Source organism: Sphingomonas sp. Ant H11 (assembly GCF_000797515.1).
Classification (GTDB): domain Bacteria; phylum Pseudomonadota; class Alphaproteobacteria; order Sphingomonadales; family Sphingomonadaceae; genus Sphingomonas.
In genome coordinates this window covers 1-18,329 of sequence record NZ_JSBN01000022.1, presented here as the reverse complement: position 1 = coordinate 18,329, position 18,329 = coordinate 1, and the positions used below count along the sequence as shown (strand labels likewise).

General features: G+C 63.5%; 21 protein-coding genes and 2 pseudogenes. 15 read left to right on the top strand and 8 right to left on the bottom strand.

Annotated elements, in window-relative coordinates:
* Positions 1-70: 70 nt before the first annotated feature.
* The 13 genes and pseudogenes from NW75_RS05670 to NW75_RS05615 all read left to right on the top strand — a co-directional run bounded on the left by NW75_RS05670 (position 71) and on the right by NW75_RS05615 (position 8,712).
* Positions 71-1,465, top strand: coding sequence for a glutamate ligase domain-containing protein (locus tag NW75_RS05670; RefSeq protein WP_033964246.1), 1,395 nt, complete (start codon positions 71-73; stop codon positions 1,463-1,465).
* Between the two features lie 19 nt (positions 1,466-1,484).
* Positions 1,485-1,739 (top strand): DUF6356 family protein, encoded by a 255-nt coding sequence (locus tag NW75_RS05665; protein WP_033964245.1) that lies wholly within the window; start codon positions 1,485-1,487, stop codon positions 1,737-1,739.
* A gap of 74 nt (positions 1,740-1,813) precedes the next feature.
* Positions 1,814-3,433, top strand: coding sequence for an NAD(P)/FAD-dependent oxidoreductase (locus tag NW75_RS05660; protein WP_033964244.1), 1,620 nt, complete (start codon positions 1,814-1,816; stop codon positions 3,431-3,433).
* Between the two features lie 91 nt (positions 3,434-3,524).
* On the top strand, positions 3,525-3,944 hold the full coding sequence (locus NW75_RS05655) for a hypothetical protein (protein WP_231564982.1): 420 nt from the start codon (positions 3,525-3,527) through the stop codon (positions 3,942-3,944).
* Positions 3,941-4,150 (top strand): helix-turn-helix transcriptional regulator, encoded by a 210-nt coding sequence (locus NW75_RS05650; RefSeq protein ID WP_033964242.1) that lies wholly within the window; start codon positions 3,941-3,943, stop codon positions 4,148-4,150. The genes NW75_RS05655 and NW75_RS05650 overlap by 4 nt, the downstream gene beginning before the upstream one ends.
* A complete protein-coding gene (locus tag NW75_RS05645; protein WP_231564981.1) occupies positions 4,147-4,836 on the top strand; it encodes an alpha/beta fold hydrolase in 690 nt (229 codons plus the stop codon). Before NW75_RS05650 ends, NW75_RS05645 begins: the two co-directional genes overlap by 4 nt.
* The gene (locus NW75_RS25980) at positions 4,781-5,074 is read left to right on the top strand and encodes an alpha/beta fold hydrolase (RefSeq protein WP_231564980.1); all 294 of its coding nucleotides are present in this window, start codon (positions 4,781-4,783) and stop codon (positions 5,072-5,074) included. The genes NW75_RS05645 and NW75_RS25980 overlap by 56 nt, the downstream gene beginning before the upstream one ends.
* A 174-nt stretch (positions 5,075-5,248) precedes the next feature.
* Entirely contained in the window at positions 5,249-5,905 is a 657-nt protein-coding gene (locus NW75_RS05640; protein WP_231564979.1) for an alpha/beta hydrolase family protein, read from the top strand.
* Positions 5,902-6,666 carry a hypothetical protein gene (locus NW75_RS05635; RefSeq protein ID WP_171010533.1) on the top strand — a complete coding sequence of 255 codons (765 nt, stop codon included), beginning with the start codon at positions 5,902-5,904 and terminating at the stop codon, positions 6,664-6,666. Before NW75_RS05640 ends, NW75_RS05635 begins: the two co-directional genes overlap by 4 nt.
* 57 nt (positions 6,667-6,723) lie before the next feature.
* Positions 6,724-7,137: pseudogene (locus tag NW75_RS05630) on the top strand (VOC family protein).
* A complete protein-coding gene (gene gloB, locus NW75_RS05625; protein WP_033964241.1) occupies positions 7,137-7,865 on the top strand; it encodes a hydroxyacylglutathione hydrolase in 729 nt (242 codons plus the stop codon). Before NW75_RS05630 ends, gloB begins: the two are co-directional and overlap by 1 nt.
* 56 nt (positions 7,866-7,921) lie before the next feature.
* Positions 7,922-8,329, top strand: a complete 408-nt coding sequence (locus NW75_RS05620) for a hypothetical protein (RefSeq protein ID WP_052192248.1) — start codon at positions 7,922-7,924, stop codon at positions 8,327-8,329.
* Positions 8,326-8,712, top strand: a complete 387-nt coding sequence (locus NW75_RS05615) for a hypothetical protein (RefSeq protein WP_052192245.1) — start codon at positions 8,326-8,328, stop codon at positions 8,710-8,712. The genes NW75_RS05620 and NW75_RS05615 overlap by 4 nt, the downstream gene beginning before the upstream one ends.
* 31 nt (positions 8,713-8,743) lie before the next feature.
* Here the strand turns inward: NW75_RS05615 and hslU are convergent.
* The 3 genes and pseudogenes from hslU to NW75_RS05600 form a co-directional block, all read right to left on the bottom strand.
* Positions 8,744-10,040 (bottom strand): annotated as a pseudogene (gene hslU / locus NW75_RS05610) (ATP-dependent protease ATPase subunit HslU).
* Positions 10,041-10,138: 98 nt separating this feature from the next.
* On the bottom strand, positions 10,139-10,705 hold the full coding sequence (hslV, locus tag NW75_RS05605) for an ATP-dependent protease subunit HslV (RefSeq protein ID WP_033964240.1): 567 nt from the start codon (positions 10,703-10,705) through the stop codon (positions 10,139-10,141).
* Positions 10,706-10,801: 96 nt separating this feature from the next.
* Positions 10,802-11,227 carry a hypothetical protein gene (locus tag NW75_RS05600; protein ID WP_171010532.1) on the bottom strand — a complete coding sequence of 142 codons (426 nt, stop codon included), beginning with the start codon at positions 11,225-11,227 and terminating at the stop codon, positions 10,802-10,804.
* Between the two features lie 159 nt (positions 11,228-11,386).
* On the opposite strand from NW75_RS05600, the gene NW75_RS05595 reads away from it, so the two are divergent.
* The gene (locus NW75_RS05595; protein ID WP_033964239.1) at positions 11,387-12,955 is read left to right on the top strand and encodes an oleate hydratase; all 1,569 of its coding nucleotides are present in this window, start codon (positions 11,387-11,389) and stop codon (positions 12,953-12,955) included.
* A 268-nt stretch (positions 12,956-13,223) separates the two neighbouring features.
* Here the strand turns inward: NW75_RS05595 and NW75_RS05590 are convergent, their stop codons facing one another.
* Entirely contained in the window at positions 13,224-13,499 is a 276-nt protein-coding gene (locus NW75_RS05590; protein ID WP_171010531.1) for a type II toxin-antitoxin system RelE/ParE family toxin, read from the bottom strand.
* A complete protein-coding gene (gene relB, locus NW75_RS23520) occupies positions 13,499-13,675 on the bottom strand; it encodes a type II toxin-antitoxin system RelB family antitoxin (protein ID WP_081988644.1) in 177 nt (58 codons plus the stop codon). Before relB ends, NW75_RS05590 begins: the two co-directional genes overlap by 1 nt.
* 40 nt (positions 13,676-13,715) lie before the next feature.
* Between relB and NW75_RS23515 the strand changes: the two genes are divergently transcribed.
* Positions 13,716-13,844, top strand: coding sequence for a BrnA antitoxin family protein (locus NW75_RS23515; RefSeq protein WP_081988643.1), 129 nt, complete (start codon positions 13,716-13,718; stop codon positions 13,842-13,844).
* Between the two features lie 272 nt (positions 13,845-14,116).
* On the opposite strand, the gene NW75_RS23510 is transcribed toward NW75_RS23515, so the two are convergent.
* The 3 genes from NW75_RS23510 to uvrA form a co-directional block, all read right to left on the bottom strand.
* Complete coding sequence (locus tag NW75_RS23510; RefSeq protein ID WP_081988642.1) at positions 14,117-14,758, bottom strand: DUF4276 family protein; 642 nt, start codon at positions 14,756-14,758, stop codon at positions 14,117-14,119.
* Positions 14,758-16,035, bottom strand: a complete 1,278-nt coding sequence (locus NW75_RS23505; protein ID WP_081988641.1) for an AAA family ATPase — start codon at positions 16,033-16,035, stop codon at positions 14,758-14,760. Before NW75_RS23505 ends, NW75_RS23510 begins: the two co-directional genes overlap by 1 nt.
* A 96-nt stretch (positions 16,036-16,131) precedes the next feature.
* Positions 16,132-18,329, bottom strand: a 2,198-nt coding sequence (gene uvrA / locus NW75_RS05585) for an excinuclease ABC subunit UvrA (protein WP_033964251.1), incomplete at its 5' end; no start/stop codon positions are given.

The following is an 18,329-nucleotide window of genomic DNA, read 5'->3' as shown; positions in this document are numbered from 1 at the left end:
GTTTTTCTCGACTGCGCTCGAAACGAACGGGAGGGTGGTGCTTTCCGACGACCCGCGATAGCCCGCTGTTATGAGCAACGGCAAATCATACTTCTTCGTCGGCATTGGCGGCAGCGGCATGATGCCCCTGGCGATGATCCTGGCCGGGCGCGGGGCCAGCGTCGCGGGGTCGGACCGCACGCTCGATGCCGGGCGCTTGCCCGCCAAATTCGCCGATCTCGCCGCCAAGGGCGTGGCGCTATTCCCGCAGGACGGCTCCGGCGTCACCTCGGCCGAACAGATCGTGGTCGCCTCGGCGGCGGTCGAAGCGAGCGTCGCCGATATCGTCGCCGCCGATCGCGTCGGCGCGCAGCGGCTGAGCCGCCCGCAATTGCTCGCCTCGCTGTTCAACGCGAGCGACCTGCCGATCGGCGTGGCCGGCACCAGCGGCAAATCGACCGTGACGGGGATGATCGGCTGGATTCTCCATGCCTGCGGGCGCGATCCGACGGTTATGAACGGCGCGGTGATGAAGAATTTCGCGTCGCCCGACGCGCCGTTTGCCAGCGCGCTCGTCGGCGATGGTGCCGCGTTCGTCAGCGAAGTCGACGAGAGCGACGGCTCGATCGCGCTCTACACGCCCAAAATCGCCGTGCTCAACAATGTCAGCCTCGACCATAAGTCTCTGGAGGAATTGCGCGCGCTGTTCGCCGATTTCGCAGCGAAAGCGGAGACGACCATCCTCAATGTCGGCGATGCCGAGGCGGCGGCGCTGGCGGCGGCGCTCGGTTCTGCGCGACTGGTCACCTTCGCGGTCGAAGCCGACGCCGATCTCAGCGCGCACAACCTCCAGCCCGAACCCTTCGCGATCACCTTCGATCTGCACGTCGATGGCGCGGCGCATCCGGTGCGGTTGTCAGTGCCGGGGCGGCACAATGTCGCCAATGCATTGGCGGCGCTGGGCGCGGCGCGCGCGGCGGGCGTGCCGCTGTCCGAGGCGATCCCAGCGATTGCAGGTTTCACCGGTCTCAAGCGCCGCTTCGAACTGGTCGGGACCAGCGCCGATGTCACCGTGATCGACGATTTCGGGCACAACCCCGACAAGATCGCGGCGACGCTGGCGACGCTGCACGCCTTTCCGGGGCGCTTGCTCGTGCTGTTCCAGCCGCATGGCTATGGCCCGCTGAAAGTGATGCGCGCCGAACTGGTCGCGATGTTCCAGCGGATGCTCGGGGACGATGACCTGCTGGTATTGCCCGATCCGGTCTATCAGGGCGGGACGGTGGCGCGGGAGGTGACCAGCGCCGACATCGCCCGCGACATCGGCGCGCAAGCCCACAACATCGCCGATCGCGCACAGGCCGCTGTCTGGCTCGTCGAGCAAGCGCGACCCGGCGACCGAATTGTGGTAATGGGGGCACGAGACGATACGCTGAGCCAACTGGCCGCCGACATGTTGCCGCAGATTGCGCCCAGATTCGCCTGAGTTACCAAGGAGCCGCCTTATGTTTCGCCGTCTGTTCCTCGATCACCCCGCCTCGGTCGGCGAAAGCTATGCCGAGCATTTCGGTGTTGCTTCCCGCTTCGGCGTGACTTTGATCGGCGGCGGCCTCGCTTGCCTCGTCCATGCCGTCGTCCCCGCCGCATTCAAGACCACCGGCAGCCAGACCGTGCTGCGCCTGAACAAGCGCATCGTCGAAAAGCGCGCAGCGGTGATGGCGGACGAACTGCAGCGCCGCACGGTCGAATATGTGATCTGACGGTATCCTCCCCGGAACGGGGAGGATACAGAGGCCCAGTTCCCGAAACCGCGCTTCCCGGCTATGGCGGCGCGATGCTGCGCATCACCGATCTCAAGCTCCCGCTCCACCATGCCGAGGAAGAACTCGCCGCAGCGATCCGCCAGCGGCTGCGCATCACCCCGCGCGATCTGGTGCGCTACACCATCGCCCGCCGCGCGCATGACGCGCGCGACAAGACCGACATCCAATTGGTCTATTCGGTCGATGTGAACGTCCGCGACGAAGCGCCGGTGCTGGCGCGCTTCAAGAAGGACAAACATGTCCAGCCGACCCCCAACACCGCCTACAAATTCGTCGCCAAGGCGCCCGAGGGCTGGAGCGGCCCGCGCCCGGTGATCGTGGGCGCCGGCCCGTGCGGGCTGTTTGCCGGGCTGATCCTCGCGCAAATGGGCTTCCGCCCGATCATCCTCGATCGCGGCAAGGTGGTGCGCGAACGCACCAAAGACACCTGGGGCCTGTGGCGGCGCAGCGTGCTCAACCCCGAAAGCAATGTGCAGTTCGGCGAAGGCGGCGCCGGCACCTTTTCCGACGGCAAGCTCTACAGCCGGATCAAAGACCCGCGCCACCTCGACCGCAAGGTGCTGACCGAATTCGTAAAAGCCGGTGCCCCGCCCGAAATTCTGACCGAGGCGCACCCGCATATCGGCACCTTCCGCCTGGTCACTATGGTCGAGAGCATGCGCGCGACGATCGAGGCGTTGGGCGGCGAATATCGCTTTCAGACCCGCGTCGACGGCATCGATGTCGCCACCGACGAGCACGGCACACGGCGCGTGCGCGGGCTGCATTTGCACACCGGCGATTATCTCGCCGCCGAACAGGTGGTGCTCGCGGTCGGCCATAGCGCACGCGATACCTTCCACATGCTCCATGCAGGCGGTGTGCATGTCGAGGCCAAGCCCTTCTCGATCGGCGTGCGCATCGAGCATCCGCAATCGTGGATCGACCAGGCGCGTTTCGGCCCCAATGCCGGGCACCCGATTTTGGGCGCGGCCGAATATCACATCTCGCACCATGCCAAGAACGGGCGCACCGCCTATAGCTTCTGCATGTGCCCCGGCGGCACGGTGGTGGCGGCCACCTCCGAGGAAGGCCGCGTCGCCACCAACGGCATGAGCCAATATTCGCGCAACGAACGCAACGCCAATTCGGGAATGGTGGTCGGCATCGACCCGGAGCGCGACTATCCCGAGCATCCGCTGGCGGGAATCGCGCTGCAACGCCAGATCGAGGAACGCGCCTTCGTCGCGGGCGGCTCCAATTATCACGCGCCCGCGCAATTGCTCGGCGACTTCCTCGCCGGGCGGCCCTCGACCAAGCTTGGCAGCGTCACCCCCTCTTATCGCCCCGGCGTGACGATGACCGACCTGTCGCTATGCCTGCCCGAATTCGTGATCACCGCGATGCGCGAAGCGCTGGTCCAGTTCGGGCGTGAGATCCCCGGCTATGACCATCCCGACGCGGTGCTGACCGGCGTCGAGACGCGCACCTCGGCCCCGGTGCGCATCACGCGCGGCGACGATTTCCAGAGCCTCAATACCGCAGGCCTGTTCCCGGCGGGCGAAGGCGCTGGATATGCCGGGGGGATTTTGTCGGCGGCGGTGGACGGAATCAAGGTGGCGGAGGCGGTGGCGGCTAAGATCAAAGTCTGAGCGAACTCGCTACCGGCCCTATCAAGGCTCCTTGACAGACAAGGAACCTTGACTGTAAAGCTCCCTTCACAAGAGTGAAAGGATGCTTTCCATGCAGAAGCGCAATCCGGCGCAGCAGCGCTACGTCGTGCGGTTTATTCCGACGATGTTCAGCTATGTCCTTGTGCTGTTCGCCGCGACCTATCTGATCCGTTTCTGGCACCCGACCGGGATCGCGCTGGCCGCGCTTGCGGTTGCCCCGTCCCTGCCCTTGCTCGGCGTGATTGCGATCATGGGTTTGTACCTTGTCGAGGAGCGCGACGAGTTTCTGCGTCAACGCCTGGTAAAGGCAATGCTTGGGGGGTTGGCGGTATTGCTGGCCGTGCTGACGGTCTGGGGCTTTCTCGCCAATGGCGGGCTTACCGACCAGCCACCCGCGTTCCTCGCCTTCCCATTGTGGTGCGGTGCCTTCGGATTGGTTCAGTGCGGGATGAGTCTGCGCGACCGCCTGACGTCGAGCACTGCGACATGATCAACCGCCTCAAGGTGCTGCGCGCGGAGCGAGGCTGGAGCCAGGGCGACCTGGCCGAGCGGCTGGAGGTGTCGCGCCAGAGCGTCAACGCGATCGAGACCGGGCGCTACGATCCGTCGCTCCCGCTCGCCTTCCGCATCGCTGAATTGTTCGCGCTTCCGATCGAAGCGATTTTCGTCAGTCCCTCCAAAGGAGACGCGTCATGATGTCTGCCCGCAAAACCGCTTTGATCGCCGCGCTGGCGCTGCTGCTGCCCGCCACGCCGACGCAGGCCGCCCCGACGGGGGCACAGGTGGCGACGACGGCCGAGCTACGCCTGCCGCACATTTCGATCGTCACCATGGGCAAGGGCAGTCCGGTGATCCTGATCCCCGGCCTCGCCTCCCCGCGCGCGGTGTGGGACGATGTTGCACCCGAACTGGCCAAGACCCACCGCGTCATCCTGGTGCAGGTCAACGGTTTTGGCGGGGATGATCCCGGGGCCAATTTGCAGCCGGGCGTACTCGACGGCATCGTCGCCGATCTCGACGGCTATATTACGCGTGAGAAGCTGCACGGCACGCTGGTGATCGGCCATTCGATGGGCGGGCTGGTCGGCCTGATGCTGGCCAAGGCGCATCCAGCGGACCTCGCGCGGTTGATGATCGTCGACTCGCTCCCCTATTTCGCGGTGCTGATGGCTCCGCCAGGGATCGACCCCACCCCCTGCAATGGTCGCGCCGCAAGCCGCCAAAATGCGCGACGCTATCGCCGCCAGTTATGGAACGGTGCCGAGCGATGCGGCGGTGGCGGCGCAGACGCGCGGCCTGGCGATCAAGCCCGCCAGTATCGCCCGCATGACCACCTGGGCCAAGGCTGCCGATCCGCGCGTAACGGCGCAAGCGATGTATGAGGATCTGACCACCGATCTGCGCCCGGCACTGGCGTCGATCACGACGCCGATGACCTTGCTGTATCCGTGGAACGCGGGCGGGCCGACCAAGGCGATGGCCGATCCATTCTATCGCAAGCATTATGCTACGGCACCGCACATCACCTATGTCGATATCGGCGACAGTGCTCATATGGTGATGCTCGACCAGCCCGAGGCGTTCAAGGCGGCAGTGGTCGCGTTTGTAGCTGGGAAATAGCGTCTCCCCGCCCCCCGGCGTCCTTGCTGCGGCGGGGACGCCAGGAGGTGGCGAACAAACCCCGATTTCCCCCACCCCGATCTTCGGCTAAGCCCGCCGCCATGACCGACACATCGACCCCCCGTCCGCCCCGCCCTCGCATATCATCTGACCGAGGGCACCGGCCCCACCGTCGTGTTCCTGCCCGGTTATGGTTCGGACATGGAAGGCACCAAGGCGCTGGCGCTCGAAGCCTGGGCGAAGCGCAGCGGGCGCGCTTATCTGCGCTTCGATTATGGCGGGTGCGGACAAAGCGCGGGGGCGTTTGAGGAACAGACGCTCGCCGGCTGGCGCGACGATGTGCTGGCGATGCTCGATCAGCTAGAAGGCCCCGCCGTGCTGGTGGGATCATCGATGGGCGGCTGGCTGATGCTGCTGGTCGCGCGCGACCATCCGCACAAGGTCGCGGCGCTGGTCGGCATCGCGCCCGCGCCCGATTTCACCGACTGGGGCTTCACCGTCGACGAGAAACTGCAGATCCTGTCCGAAGGCCGGCTGGAGAAGGTCGGGCGCTATGCCGATCTGCCGATGGTCTATACCCGCGCTTTCTGGCAATCGGGCGAGGCCAATCGCGTGCTGTTCTCAGGCCTCCCGATCGACGTGCCGGTGCGGCTGCTGCACGGCATGGCCGATGCCGAGGTGCCCGCCAACCGGACGATCCGCCTGGCCGAGGTGATCCGTTCAGCCAAGGTGCAGGTGACGCTGATCAAGGACGGGGATCACCGGCTGTCGCGCGAGGCGGACCTCGCCTTGCTGATCGCCGCGGTCGAGGATGTGACGCGCGCCTTATGATCCTGCTGTCTTTGCTTGCCACCGCAGCGCTTGCGCAAAGCACCGCCACCGGGCCGACCGGCCCCGCTGCCCCCAGTGGCGACCGCTATGACCGCTGCCTGGCGCTGTCGACCACCAACCCCGCCGCCGCCGAGGCCGAAGCGGGGCAATGGGCGTTGGCGGGCGGCGACTTTCTCGCCAGCCAGTGCCTGGGCATGGCCTATAGCCGCGAACAACGCTGGTCCGCTGCTGCTGCCGCCTTCGAGAAAGCGGCGACCGGCGCGGAACGGGCCAAGGACAAGCAAGCCGTCAATTACTGGGCGCAGGCGGGCAATGCCTGGCTGGCGGCAGGCGATGCCTCCAAGGCGCGCAGCGCGCTCGATGCCGCGCTCGCCACCGGCACGCTGACTGGCCTGTCGCTGGGCGAGGCGCATCTCGACCGCGCGCGCGCGATGGTGGCGGGCGACGACATGGAAAATGCGCGCGACGATATCGACCATGCGCTGAGCGAAGTGCCGACCGATCCGCTGGCCTGGCTGCTGTCAGCAACGCTCGCGCGGCGGATGCAGGAAGTGCCGCGCGCCAAGAAGGACATTGCCGAAGCCTTGCGGCTGGGCGGCGACGACCCTGCGGTGCAACTGGAGGCGGGCAACATCGCCGCACTGGCCGGGGATGAAGCCGGGGCCAAAGCGGCCTGGCATCAGGCGGTGACGCTGCGGCCCGACAGCGCGCCCGGAAAGGCCGCGGCGGCCGCCTTGACGCAATTCGACGCCAAACCGTAGCTGGCGCTTGCCGCCGTGCATGCCTATTTGGGCGGCAAAGCCTGTAGGAGTGCGCCGATGAAATATCTCCACACGATGATTCGCGTGACCGACCCGGTCGCGACGATCGACTTTTTTCAAACTTCTCGGGCTGGAGGAAGTGCGCCGCTTCGACAATGAGAAGGGCCGCTTCACGCTGATCTTTCTGGCCGCGCCCGGCGACCATGACGCGCAAGTCGAGCTGACGCACAATTGGGACCCGGAGCCTATACGGGCGGGCGCAATTTCGGCCACCTCGCCTACCAGGTCGAGAATATCTATGAGACGTGCCAGCGCCTGATGGATGGCGGCGTGACGATCAACCGCCCACCGCGCGACGGCCACATGGCGTTCGTGCGCACGCCCGACAATATCTCGATCGAATTGCTGCAGAACGGCGTGCTGCCCCCCGCCGAACCCTGGGCGTCGATGCCCAACACCGGAGAATGGTAATGGCGACCACGCTCGACATCGTCCGCGTGCCCGCGCTCGACGATAATTATGTGTGGCTGCTGCACGACGCCGTTGCCAATGAAACCGTCGTGGTGGATCCGAGCGAGGCCGCCCCGGTGCTGGCGGCGGCGAATGCGCGCGGCTGGACCATCTCGCAGATCTGGAACACCCACTGGCACCCCGATCACACCAATGGCAATGCAGAGATCAAGGCGCTTGGCGCGACGGTCAGCGGCCCCGCTGCCGAAGCCGACAAGATCCCCACACTCGATTACGGCCTGCGTGAGGGCGACAGCGTCAAGATCGGCAACCATGTCGCGCGCGTGATCGAAACGCCGGGGCATACCGCGGGGCATATCGTGTTCCACATGGCCGACGATGCGTTGCTGTTCAGCGGCGATACGCTGTTCGCAATGGGGTGCGGACGCCTGTTCGAAGGGGGCCCGGCGCAAATGTACGCCAATATGCAGCGCCTCGCCGTTTTGCCGCCCGAGACGATCGTGTTCTGCGCGCACGAATATACCCAGTCGAACGGCCGCTATGCCGCCGCTGCCGAGCCCGACAATGCGGCGGTCACCGAACGCATGAAGGACGTCGACGCCAAGCGTGCTGCGGGCGAGCCAACCGTGCCGACGACGATCGCCCTGGAACTGGCCACCAACCCGTTCCTGCGCGCTTCCTCCGCCGAGCAATTGGCCGAGCGTCGCGCGGCAAAGGATGTTTTTTGACCGCGAAATGGCGTAAACAAACGACGGGGGCAGATGCTGTGAAAAGGACCGTTGCCATGTACCGATTCCTCCTGCCCGCCGCGCTGCTGATCGGCGGGACCGCCGCACTTTCCGCCGATACCAAGGGCTATGAGACGCGCCAGGCCGCGCAGGACAAAGCCGAACTCGACAAGCAGCTCGCCGGGCTGGTGCCGGGCAAGCCGCAGACCTGCATCGACCCGATCCGCTACCGCGACACTACCCGCGTCGGCGACACGATCCTGTACAAGAACGGCCGTAACGACATCATGCGCACCGATACCGGCGGCGGCTGCTTCGGGCTGCGGCGGGGCGACGCGATCGTGACCAAGACCTTCGGCAGCCAGCTCTGTCGCGGCGATATCGTCCGCACGGTCGATCTGACCAGCCATATCCCGAGCGGCAGCTGCAGCTTTGGCGATTTCATCCCTTACCGCAAACCATGATCCGCAGCGCGCTGCTCGTGTCCGCGCTGGCCACGATGGTGGCGTCGGACAGCAAGGATCTCGATAAGGCCCTGGCCGGGCGCGTCGCGGGAAAGCCCGAGACGTGCCTGTCGACCAGCCGGATCGGCAGCCCGCAGGTGATCGACGATCACACGCTGCTATACCGCGACGGCGGACGCATCTGGCGCAACGACCTGCCCGATGCGTGCCCGGGGCTCGACGACGACGTGATCGTAGTGACCGAGGTGTTTGGCGGACAATTGTGTCGCGGCGACCTGTTCTACACGCTCGAGCGCTCCGGCCTCGGCATCCCCGGCCCGCGCTGCCGCCTCGGCGCGTTCGTGCCGTGGGACAAGGGGAAGAGCGGGGTTAAGAGCGAGTAAAGCGGGGAGGGTCGGGACACCCTCCCCTCTCTTACAGCACGAACCGACTTAGATCGGTGTTGCGCGCGATGCTCGCCAGATGCGTTTCGACATAAGCCGCATCGACCACCACCGTCTCGCCACCGCGATCCTCGGCGTTGAAGCTGACGTCTTCCAGCAGCTTTTCCATCACCGTCTGCAAGCGGCGCGCACCGATATTCTCGATCTCGCCATTCACTTCCGCCGCAATGCGCGCGACCGCGCGAATGCCGTCTTCGGTGAATTTCACGCCGACATTTTCGGTCGCTATCAGCGCGACATATTGCTGCGTCAGCGATGCCTTGGTGTCGCTGAGGATCGCGACGAAATCGTCCTCGGTCAGCGCCTTCAACTCGACGCGGATCGGCAAGCGGCCCTGTAGCTCGGGCAGCAAGTCGCTCGGCTTGGCGACGTGGAACGCGCCGCTGGCGATGAACAGGATATGGTCGGTCTTCATCGGCCCATATTTGGTCGCGACCGTGGTGCCCTCGATCAGCGGCAGCAAATCGCGCTGCACGCCCTCGCGCGAGACGGAACCGCCGCGCACGTCGGACACCGCGATCTTGTCGATTTCATCGAGGAACACGATCCCGTTCGCCTCGGCAGTCGGCCAAGGCGGCGCGGCTGACCTCATCCTGGTCGAGGCGCTTGTCGGCCTCTTCCTCGACGAGCTTGTCCCAGGCGGCGGGCACGGTCAGTTTGCGGCGTTTGAGTTGCTGGTTGCCGAACGCCTTGCCCATCATTTCGGACAGGTTGATCATCTGCGCGCCGCCGCCGGGCAGTTCGAACGGCATGTTGGGCTGCGCTTCCAGCTCGATCTCGATCTCGGTGTCGCGCAAATGGCCGTCGTGCAACCGCTGGCGGAACGCCTCGCGCGTCGCCTCGCTCGCGCCCTTGCCGGTCAGCGCGTCGAGCAGCCGCGCCATCGCGGCTTCCTCGGCCTTGTCCTTCACCGCCGCGCGGCGGCGTTCCTTTTCGAGCCGGATCGCTTCCTCGACCAGATCGCGCGCAATCTGCTCGACGTCGCGACCGACATAGCCCACCTCGGTGAATTTGGTCGCCTCGACCTTGATGAACGGCGCATCGGCCAGCTTGGCGAGACGGCGGCTGATCTCGGTCTTGCCGCAGCCGGTCGGCCCGATCATCAGGATGTTCTTCGGAGAGACCTCGTCGCGCAATTCGGGCGCGAGCTGCTGGCGGCGCCAGCGGTTGCGCATCGCGACCGCGACCGCACGCTTGGCGTCGGCCTGGCCGATGATGTGCGCATCGAGGGCTGCGACAATGGCTTTGGGAGTCAGGGCTTCGTTCATTGGAAAGGTTCCGTCGCCCCGGCGGAGGCCGGGGCCGCTATGATATTAGGGCGCGTGCTATTTGCCAGCGGCCCCGGCCTCCGCCGGGGCGACGCGCATCAGGCAGATGCCGCGAGGCTCTCCACGGTCAGCCGGTCGTTGGTGTAGACGCACACCTCCGCCGCGATCGCCATCGCCTTGCGGCAGATCGTCTCGGCATCGGCTTCGTAATCGACCAGCGCGCGTGCGGCGGACAGCGCATAATTGCCGCCCGATCCGATCGCCGCGACGGTGCCATTGGGGCTCGCCTCGGGCTCCAGCACGTCGCCATTGCCGGTCAGGATCAGCGTTACATCCTTGTCGGCGACGATCATCATCGCCTCCAGATTGCGGAGGTATTTGTCGGTGCGCCAGTCCTTGGCCAGTTCGACCGCACTGCGCAGCAATTGTCCGTGATGCTGCTCGAGCTTGCGCTCAAGCCGCTCGAACAGCGTGAAGGCATCGGCGGTCGCGCCGGCAAAGCCGCCGATCACCGATCCGTCACCGAGGCGGCGGACCTTCTTGGCATTGGGTTTCATGACGGTCTGGCCCTGCGTCACCTGGCCGTCTCCGGCGACGACGACGCGGCCATTCTTGCGCACGGACAGGATCGTGGTGCCGTGCCACACCATTGGGTTCTCGCTCATGCGCAGCGATATGGGATGCGGATTACGGCTGCGCAATCCAGCCGCACAAGTTTGCGCGAGCCGGACGAGGGAACCCCCTCGCCCGGCCCAATCGCGTCAGCGGCAGCGCACGTCGCGATTATCGCTCTTGTCGATCGCCTGCCCCGCGAGCGCCCCGCCAATGCCGCCGAGCAGCGCACCGAGCACGCCCGAGCCGCCCGGCGCGATCGCCGCGCCCAAAGCGCCACCGGCGACGCCACCGACGATCAGACCGGTCGTGCCGTCATTGCGGCGGCAATAATAGCGCCCGTCGCTGCCGCGATAGACGCGGTCGTTCGAGCTGAGGCGGCGCTCCTGATAGCGGCGCGGATCGTCGCGGTAATAACGCGACGCGTCATACCCGTTATACGCGGGATCGGGCCGATCGTAATCGTAGCGCGAATAGCCGCCATCCCCATAACCGCGACGCGGCCCGTCGCCATATTCGGTGCAGCCGGCCACCAACGTCGAGGCGGCGATCAAACCCAGAGTGAATGCGCGCATGTCGAGATCCTCCTGTATCGTAGAACGGGTAATGCGCCGCGCACGAAAAGGTTGCGATCCGGCCCTTTCACAGGGCTTATCTGCGTAGTTTCCGAGGCTGATCGTGCGCGCGGGACCGCTGGTAAACGGCGGCCCGGCAGCACAAAGGATCGCATTCCCATGAGCACATACACTTTCGTCGGCAGCGGCATCGCCTCCCTCGCCGGTGCGGTTTTCCTCATCCGCGACGGCCAGGTTGTCGGCAAGGATATCGTGATCCTGGAGGAAAGCCACCAGTTCGGCGGGGCGTTCGATGCGCATGGCGATGCCGAAAACGGCTATTTCATGAGCGGCAGCCGCATGTTCGAGGCGATGTATCAATGCACCTTCGACTTGCTCGATTCGATCCCCTCGGCGAGCGACTCGAGCATCTCGGTGCGCGAGGAGACCGACCGCGCCAATGCTGAGTGGCCGTGGCACAACAAGGTGCGGCTGGTGAATCGCGACGGCAGCATCCCCGATTTCCACACCATGGGCTTTACCGAGCGCGACCGCATCGACCTGGTCAAGATCATGGCCGAGCCCGAGCAACTGCTCGACGGCAAGCGCATCATCGATTGCTTCCAGCCGCACTTCTTCCAGAGTAATTTCTGGTTCGAATGGTGTACTTTGTTCGCCTTCGAACCGTGGCACAGCGCGATCGAGTTCAAGCGCTACCTCCAGCGCTTCGTCCACCATTTCTCGACGATCGACACGCAGGAGGGCATCTATCGCAGCCTGCTCAACCAATATGACAGCTTCGCCGTGCCGATCGTCAACTGGCTGAAGGAACGCGGCGTGCAGTTCCGCTTCGGCGTGCGGGTCGAGGATCTGGGCTTTGCGAGCGGCGAGGCGATCACCGTCACCAGCATCGCCACCCTTACCGACCACGGCCCCGAGGCGATCCCGGTCGCGCCCGGCGACTGCGTGTTCGTCACCAATGGATCGATGACCGCCGACAAGGCATTCGGATCGATGACCAAGGCCCCCGGCCTCGACGCCAGCAACCATTCGGGCGCGTGGAAACTCTGGGAGAAGCTCGCGCAAGGCCGCCCCGCCTTCGGCAACCCCGCCGCGTTCAACGGCAACATCGCCGAAAGCTCGTGGATTTCCTACACCGTCACGGTCAAGGACCCGCTGTTCCTGCAACTGATGGAGCGCTTCAGCGGCAGCGCCCCCGGTACGGGCGGGCTGATCACCTTCAAGGATTCGAGCTGGCTGATCACGCTGTCCATCTATCACCAGCCCTTCTTCGCCGATCAGCCCGAGGGCGTGTCGGTATGGTGGGGCTACGGCCTGTTCCACGATCGCATCGGCGATTACGTCAAGAAGCGCATGGTCGATTGCACGGGCGCGGAGATTCTGGAGGAAGTGCTCGGCCATCTGCACTTCAGCGCGGCCGACCAGGCGGCGGTGATGGCGGCCTCGACCTGCATCCCCTGCGCCATGCCCTATATCACCAGCCAGTTCATGGTACGCACGGGCAAGGACCGGCCCAAGGTAGTGCCCGCGGGATCGACCAATCTCGCCTTTCTCGGCCAATATGCCGAGCAACCCGACGACGTGGTGTTCACCGTGGAATATTCGGTGCGCTGCGCGATGACGGCGGTGTACACGCTGCTCAAGCTCGATCGCACCCCGCCGCCGGTCTATAAGGGCCTGCACAGCCCGCAAGTGATTGTGGATGCGATCAGGACGCTGCACCGGTAGGGCGCGCGCACAATGCCCCTCCCCTTCACCCGGCGCTGGTTGGGGTGGGGCCGTTCCGCGAGCGCGCGTGCTGCGCTGCGGAAGGTTAGGGGAAAGTTAGGCGAAATCACTTCGCACAGCACCCGGTGGCTCGGGCGAAACTGGGGGGTGCGGTGCTGTCAAAAGAACGTGGCGGAGCATAGCGTTTCGGGGGTGTGTAGGACAGGCGCGAAGGACTGGTCGCATGGCGCGGCCGATGCGAAGGGTCGTGGCGAGCGGCAGCATGGGTTCATGGATATTTCTGGCGGGCGTGGAGGACGGTGATCACCTCGACGGTGTCCGCCAGAACCCGATAGATCAGAATGTAATTGGGGTGGACCACCGCCTCGCGCGTGCCGGGCACCCGGCCAGGGCGGTGGACGTACGGATGTTCCGGCAGGCGTTCCGCCGCATCGCGGATCAAGGCGGCCAGGCGTTGCGCTGCGACCGGATTGCGCTGGCGGATGAAGGCGGCGATGTCGAGCAGGTCACGGCGCGCCTTTGGACGCCAGACCAGCCGCAGCATCAGCGGGGCGCGTGTCCGTCGAGAACGGCTTGGAGGTCGGCCATCACCTGATCGTGCGGGATACTGGGTGCTGGGTCGGCAAGCGCCTGCGCCACCTTCTCGCGTACCCAGCGATCATGCGCTTCGGCCGCTTCGGCCGACTCGAACTCGGACTCAATGGGCGAGAGCTTGGCCATGTGGGGAATATAGCGCAGAAGCGGAGCGGGAAGAAGGGGATTGCGGGGAGGTAGGCTTGCAGCGCCGGCGCTGCGGCTCCACCTCGACGTGATCGAGCGCTTTCGCGCCGATGGGGCGGGCTGGCAGGGGCGGATGAATGCCGCGTTACGCAAGGCGGTGGGGTTGTAGGCGATTTTGACCGTCAGCACGGATCGTCGCATCTTTTGCGCATGACGCTGTCGGCGCTGGGTTGAGCCGGGGGGGGTCGGCTTCCGCTGGCCGGAGCCGGACGTGCGCGTACTGGACGACAGCTCGCCCTTTTATGGCGCGATCCCGGATTGGCTGTTCTTGCGGGTGCCCGCGAGTGTTGGAACTTGGGCTGGGCGGGGGATGCGGGTTGTTGGGCGGACGGAGCAAAGGGTTTGGGAATTTAGAAAACTGTCACCGTAATTTCTAGGATGCTAAGCACTAATCAATGCTCGCACGCCATCACGAAGCTTTTTAAAGCTGGGCGATGTATTACGTTCTACATCCATATGCGGCGGTATATTTTCGGCCCACTCTGCCTTTAAAATTCCCGACGCCGGCCATCCTTGAGAAATAACCCGTGAAGATCCGCCAGGAGTTATCGCATCCGCCATGCGTTCCCAAGTACCACAAATAGAGTCTTGCGTATACGAGCGAACAACCGCTGTATTCACGTTATTGTAAGCAGCTCGGACGGCCTCAATATCTCCGAAGTACCACGCTTCCATTTCTTCTATGGCCAAACGAAATAACACGCGGAGCATTGGCGCAGCGTGTCGGGCCAATCGATTTAGCTCTGCGAGAAATGCAGTACAATCTCTATTGTCGTTATCAATTATAACTACGACAGCATCAATATATGGCGTCTTCCCATAACCTGCTAAAATTCTAGGAAGCTGATCCAATATTATTCTTTTTGATGGATCTATCCTGCTTGCCAGACCCGGAGGAATTCGCCCAATGCCACGATATCCGTGAATTCTATAGGTTACATCATTATTACCTATAATTAATGGAATTATGCGTTCAAGAAACGCCTTTCCCGAGGCGTCTTCAATTAAGAATTCTACGTGCATCAACGAACATCCAGGTAATCGCTATACCAAAGACCGCCAAGCGGCAGTCCTTCATTTATCATATTTTGAACCAGGGGGTCATCGGACGCGCGCCTTATAGTCGAGAATCCATCACCGCCTTTTTCCATTACCCAAACTTCATCTGGTCCTAGAGAGTCCACAAGATAGGGCTGATGAGTAGTCAAAAATATCTGTGAACCTCGCCCTTTTGATCTTGCATGAGTTCGAAATTCGTGGGCTAGAGCATCAAGCAGCTTATGGTATAAACCGTTCTCTGGTTCTTCTATGCACAAAAACGGAGGAGGCGAAGGATCTTCAAGTAACAGCAAATAGGCGAATACCTTAAGAGTCCCGTCTGACATCTGTTGTGCAAAAAATGGATCTTCGAAGCTTGCGTCGTTGAAACGCAACAATAGACGCCCATCCTCGGTACGATGCGTATCGATCGCATCTATACCGGGAATTTTGCTTGCTATCGCGGATAGTACCTCTCTAAATTTTCGAGGATGCTCACGCTCCATAAATTGAACGACATTACCAAGGTTATCGCCGTGGACGTTTAGATGTCGCTGCGGACCCGCGAGAGGCAGGCTTCGGGCAGCATCCGGGGTGAAATAGCTTAGATGCCAACCCTCAATAAACCGTCTAAAGGCAGATATTCTAGGATGCTGCCTTAACGAGCCGAGAGTGGCGATACCTAGCCGGCGAATATCGTCCATTTCGACCACTTCAGTATCCGGAGACTCCTCATCGGATTTGGCCAACAATTGCTCGAGTGTTAGCTCGTTCTCATCTTGAAGGCTAATTCCAAAGGAGTCACCACGCCATGCAACTCCTTTGCCATCATTCAAAATCAAAAATGAGAATGGCCAGCCGCGCGATTGATTGGCACGTCGCTGACGCAGTCGTTCCGATTTTACGAACGGCCGTCCGACATTATCGGTATCGAATGAGACTTCATAAGTAATTGGTCGCGAACGCTCATCTTCTCTGTAGTATATCGCAAACTCAATCGGATCTGAACTCCCCTGTGACCTGATGCGGTCGAAGCCGCCTCTATTATGTTGGTCACACGCTTCCTCCACGCCGAGCCTGAGGCAATCGGAAAGAAATCCAAAGGCGTCGAAGAGCGTGCTCTTACCAACGCCATTTTTCCCGATGACGGCTGTTAACGGAGTGAGTGGATCTGACTTTTCCCGCGCGTTCCATAACTGACCGAAAGTTATGTCCTTTAAGGCTCGGAAATTTCGAACCCTAAAGCCCAGAATGCTCGCCATGCCATGTCCCGACTGAAGCCTGCGCCCGCCTAATTGTTGCAGACGGCTATTGTCTGATATTGGTGCAAAAGATACGCTGCGGCAACCCGTTCGTCATCAACGCTTCCCCAACAACGGCGCTAGATACCGCCCCGTAAAGCTCCCCTCAGCCTTCGCCACAACCTCAGGCGTCCCCTGCGCCACAATCTCCCCGCCCTTCACGCCGCCCTCCGGCCCCAGATCCAGCACCCAATCCGCGGTCTTGATCACATCGAGGTTGTGCTCGATCACCACGACCGTATTTCCCTGCTCGACCAGTTGGTGCAGCACCTCCAGCAGCTTGCGCACGTCCTCGAAATGCAGCCCGGTGGTCGGCTCGTCCAAGATGTACAGCGTCTGCCCCGTAGCGCGGCGTGACAGTTCCTTGGCGAGCTTGACGCGCTGTGCCTCGCCGCCCGACAGCGTCGTCGCTTGCTGGCCGACCTTGACATAGCCCAGGCCGACTTCGGCGAGCATCGCCATCTTGTCGCGGATCGGCGGGACGGCCTTGAAGAATTCGACCGCATCCTCGACCGTCATGTCGAGCACGTCGGCGATCGACTTACCCTTGAACTTCACCTCCAGCGTCTCGCGATTGTAGCGCGCGCCGTGGCACACGTCGCACGTCACATAGACATCGGGCAGGAAGTGCATTTCGATCTTGAGCAGCCCGTCGCCCTGGCACGCCTCGCAGCGCCCGCCCTTGACGTTGAAGCTGAAGCGGCCGGGCTTGTAGCCGCGCGCCTGCGCCTCGGGCAGGCCTGCGAACCAGTCGCGGATCTGGGTGAAGGCGCCGGTATAGGTGGCGGGGTTGCTGCGCGGGGTGCGGCCGATCGGCGACTGGTCGATGTCGATGACCTTGTCGAGATATTGCAGGCCAGTGATCTTGTCATGCTTGCCCGCCAGCACCCGCGCGCCGTTGAGCGCGCGCGCGGCGGAGGCATAGAGCGTGTCGATCGTGAAGCTCGATTTGCCGCTGCCGCTGACCCCGGTGATGCAGGTGAAGGTGCCGAGCGGCAGGCTGGCCGTCACGCCCTTCAGATTGTTGGCGGTGGCGTTGTGGACGGTCAGTTTCTTGCCATTGCCCTTGCGCCGGGTGGTGGGCACCGCGACCTCGCGCCTGCCCGACAGATAATCGGCGGTGATGCTGTTGGGGTTGGCGAGCACTTCCTCGAACGTGCCCTGCGCGACGATCGCGCCGCCATGGACGCCCGCGCCCGGCCCCATGTCGATGACATAATCGGCGGTGCGGATCGCATCCTCATCATGCTCGACCACCAGCACGGTGTTGCCGAGGTCGCGCAGGCGCCGCAGCGTTTTCAGCAGCATGTCATTGTCGCGCTGGTGCAGGCCGATGCTGGGCTCGTCGAGCACATAGAGCACGCCCGACAGCCCGCTGCCGATCTGGCTGGCGAGGCGGATGCGCTGCGATTCCCCGCCCGACAGCGTGCCGCTGGTGCGATCCAAGTTGAGATAATCGAGCCCGACATTGTTGAGGAAGCCGAGGCGTTCGAGGATTTCCTTGAGGATGCGCTCGGCGATGGCGCGTTGCTGGTCGGTGAGATCGGCGGGGACGGATTCGAACCAGGCGAGCGCGTCGACCACCGACAGGCGCGTGACGCTGGAAATGTCGCGCATACCGATCTTGACCGCGAGCGCCTCGGGCTTGAGGCGCGCGCCGCCGCACACTTCGCACGGCGCGCTGCTTTGATATTTGGCGAGTTCCTCGCGCATCCACGCGCTTTCGGTCGAGAGCATGCGGCGGTTGAGATTGCCGATCACGCCCTCGAACGGCTTCTTCACGTCATAGGACTTCTTGCCGTCGATGAAGGTTAGCGTCACCGGCTTGCCGCCCGTGCCGTGCAGGATGATGAGCTTCACCTCGCCCGGCAGATCCTCCCACGGCGTATCCAGGCTGAAGCCGAATTCGCGCGCGAGGCTGCCCAGCACTTGCATGTAATAGGGGCTTGGGGGGTTGGACTTCGCCCACGGCACGACCGCGCCCTTCTTGATGCTGAGCGCGTGGTTGGGGACGACGAGGTCCTCGTCGAACAGCAGCTTTTCGCCCAGGCCGTCGCACGCCGGGCACGCGCCTTGCGGGGCGTTGAAGGAGAAGAGGCGCGGTTCGATCTCGGCGATGGTGAAGCCCGAGACGGGGCACGCGAATTTCTCGCTGAACACGATGCGGTTGGCGGGGATGCCGGTATTTTTCATTCCCTTCTTCTCCCTCTCCCCGCTTGCGGGGAGAGGGTCGGGGAGAGGGGCAGTATCGGAGG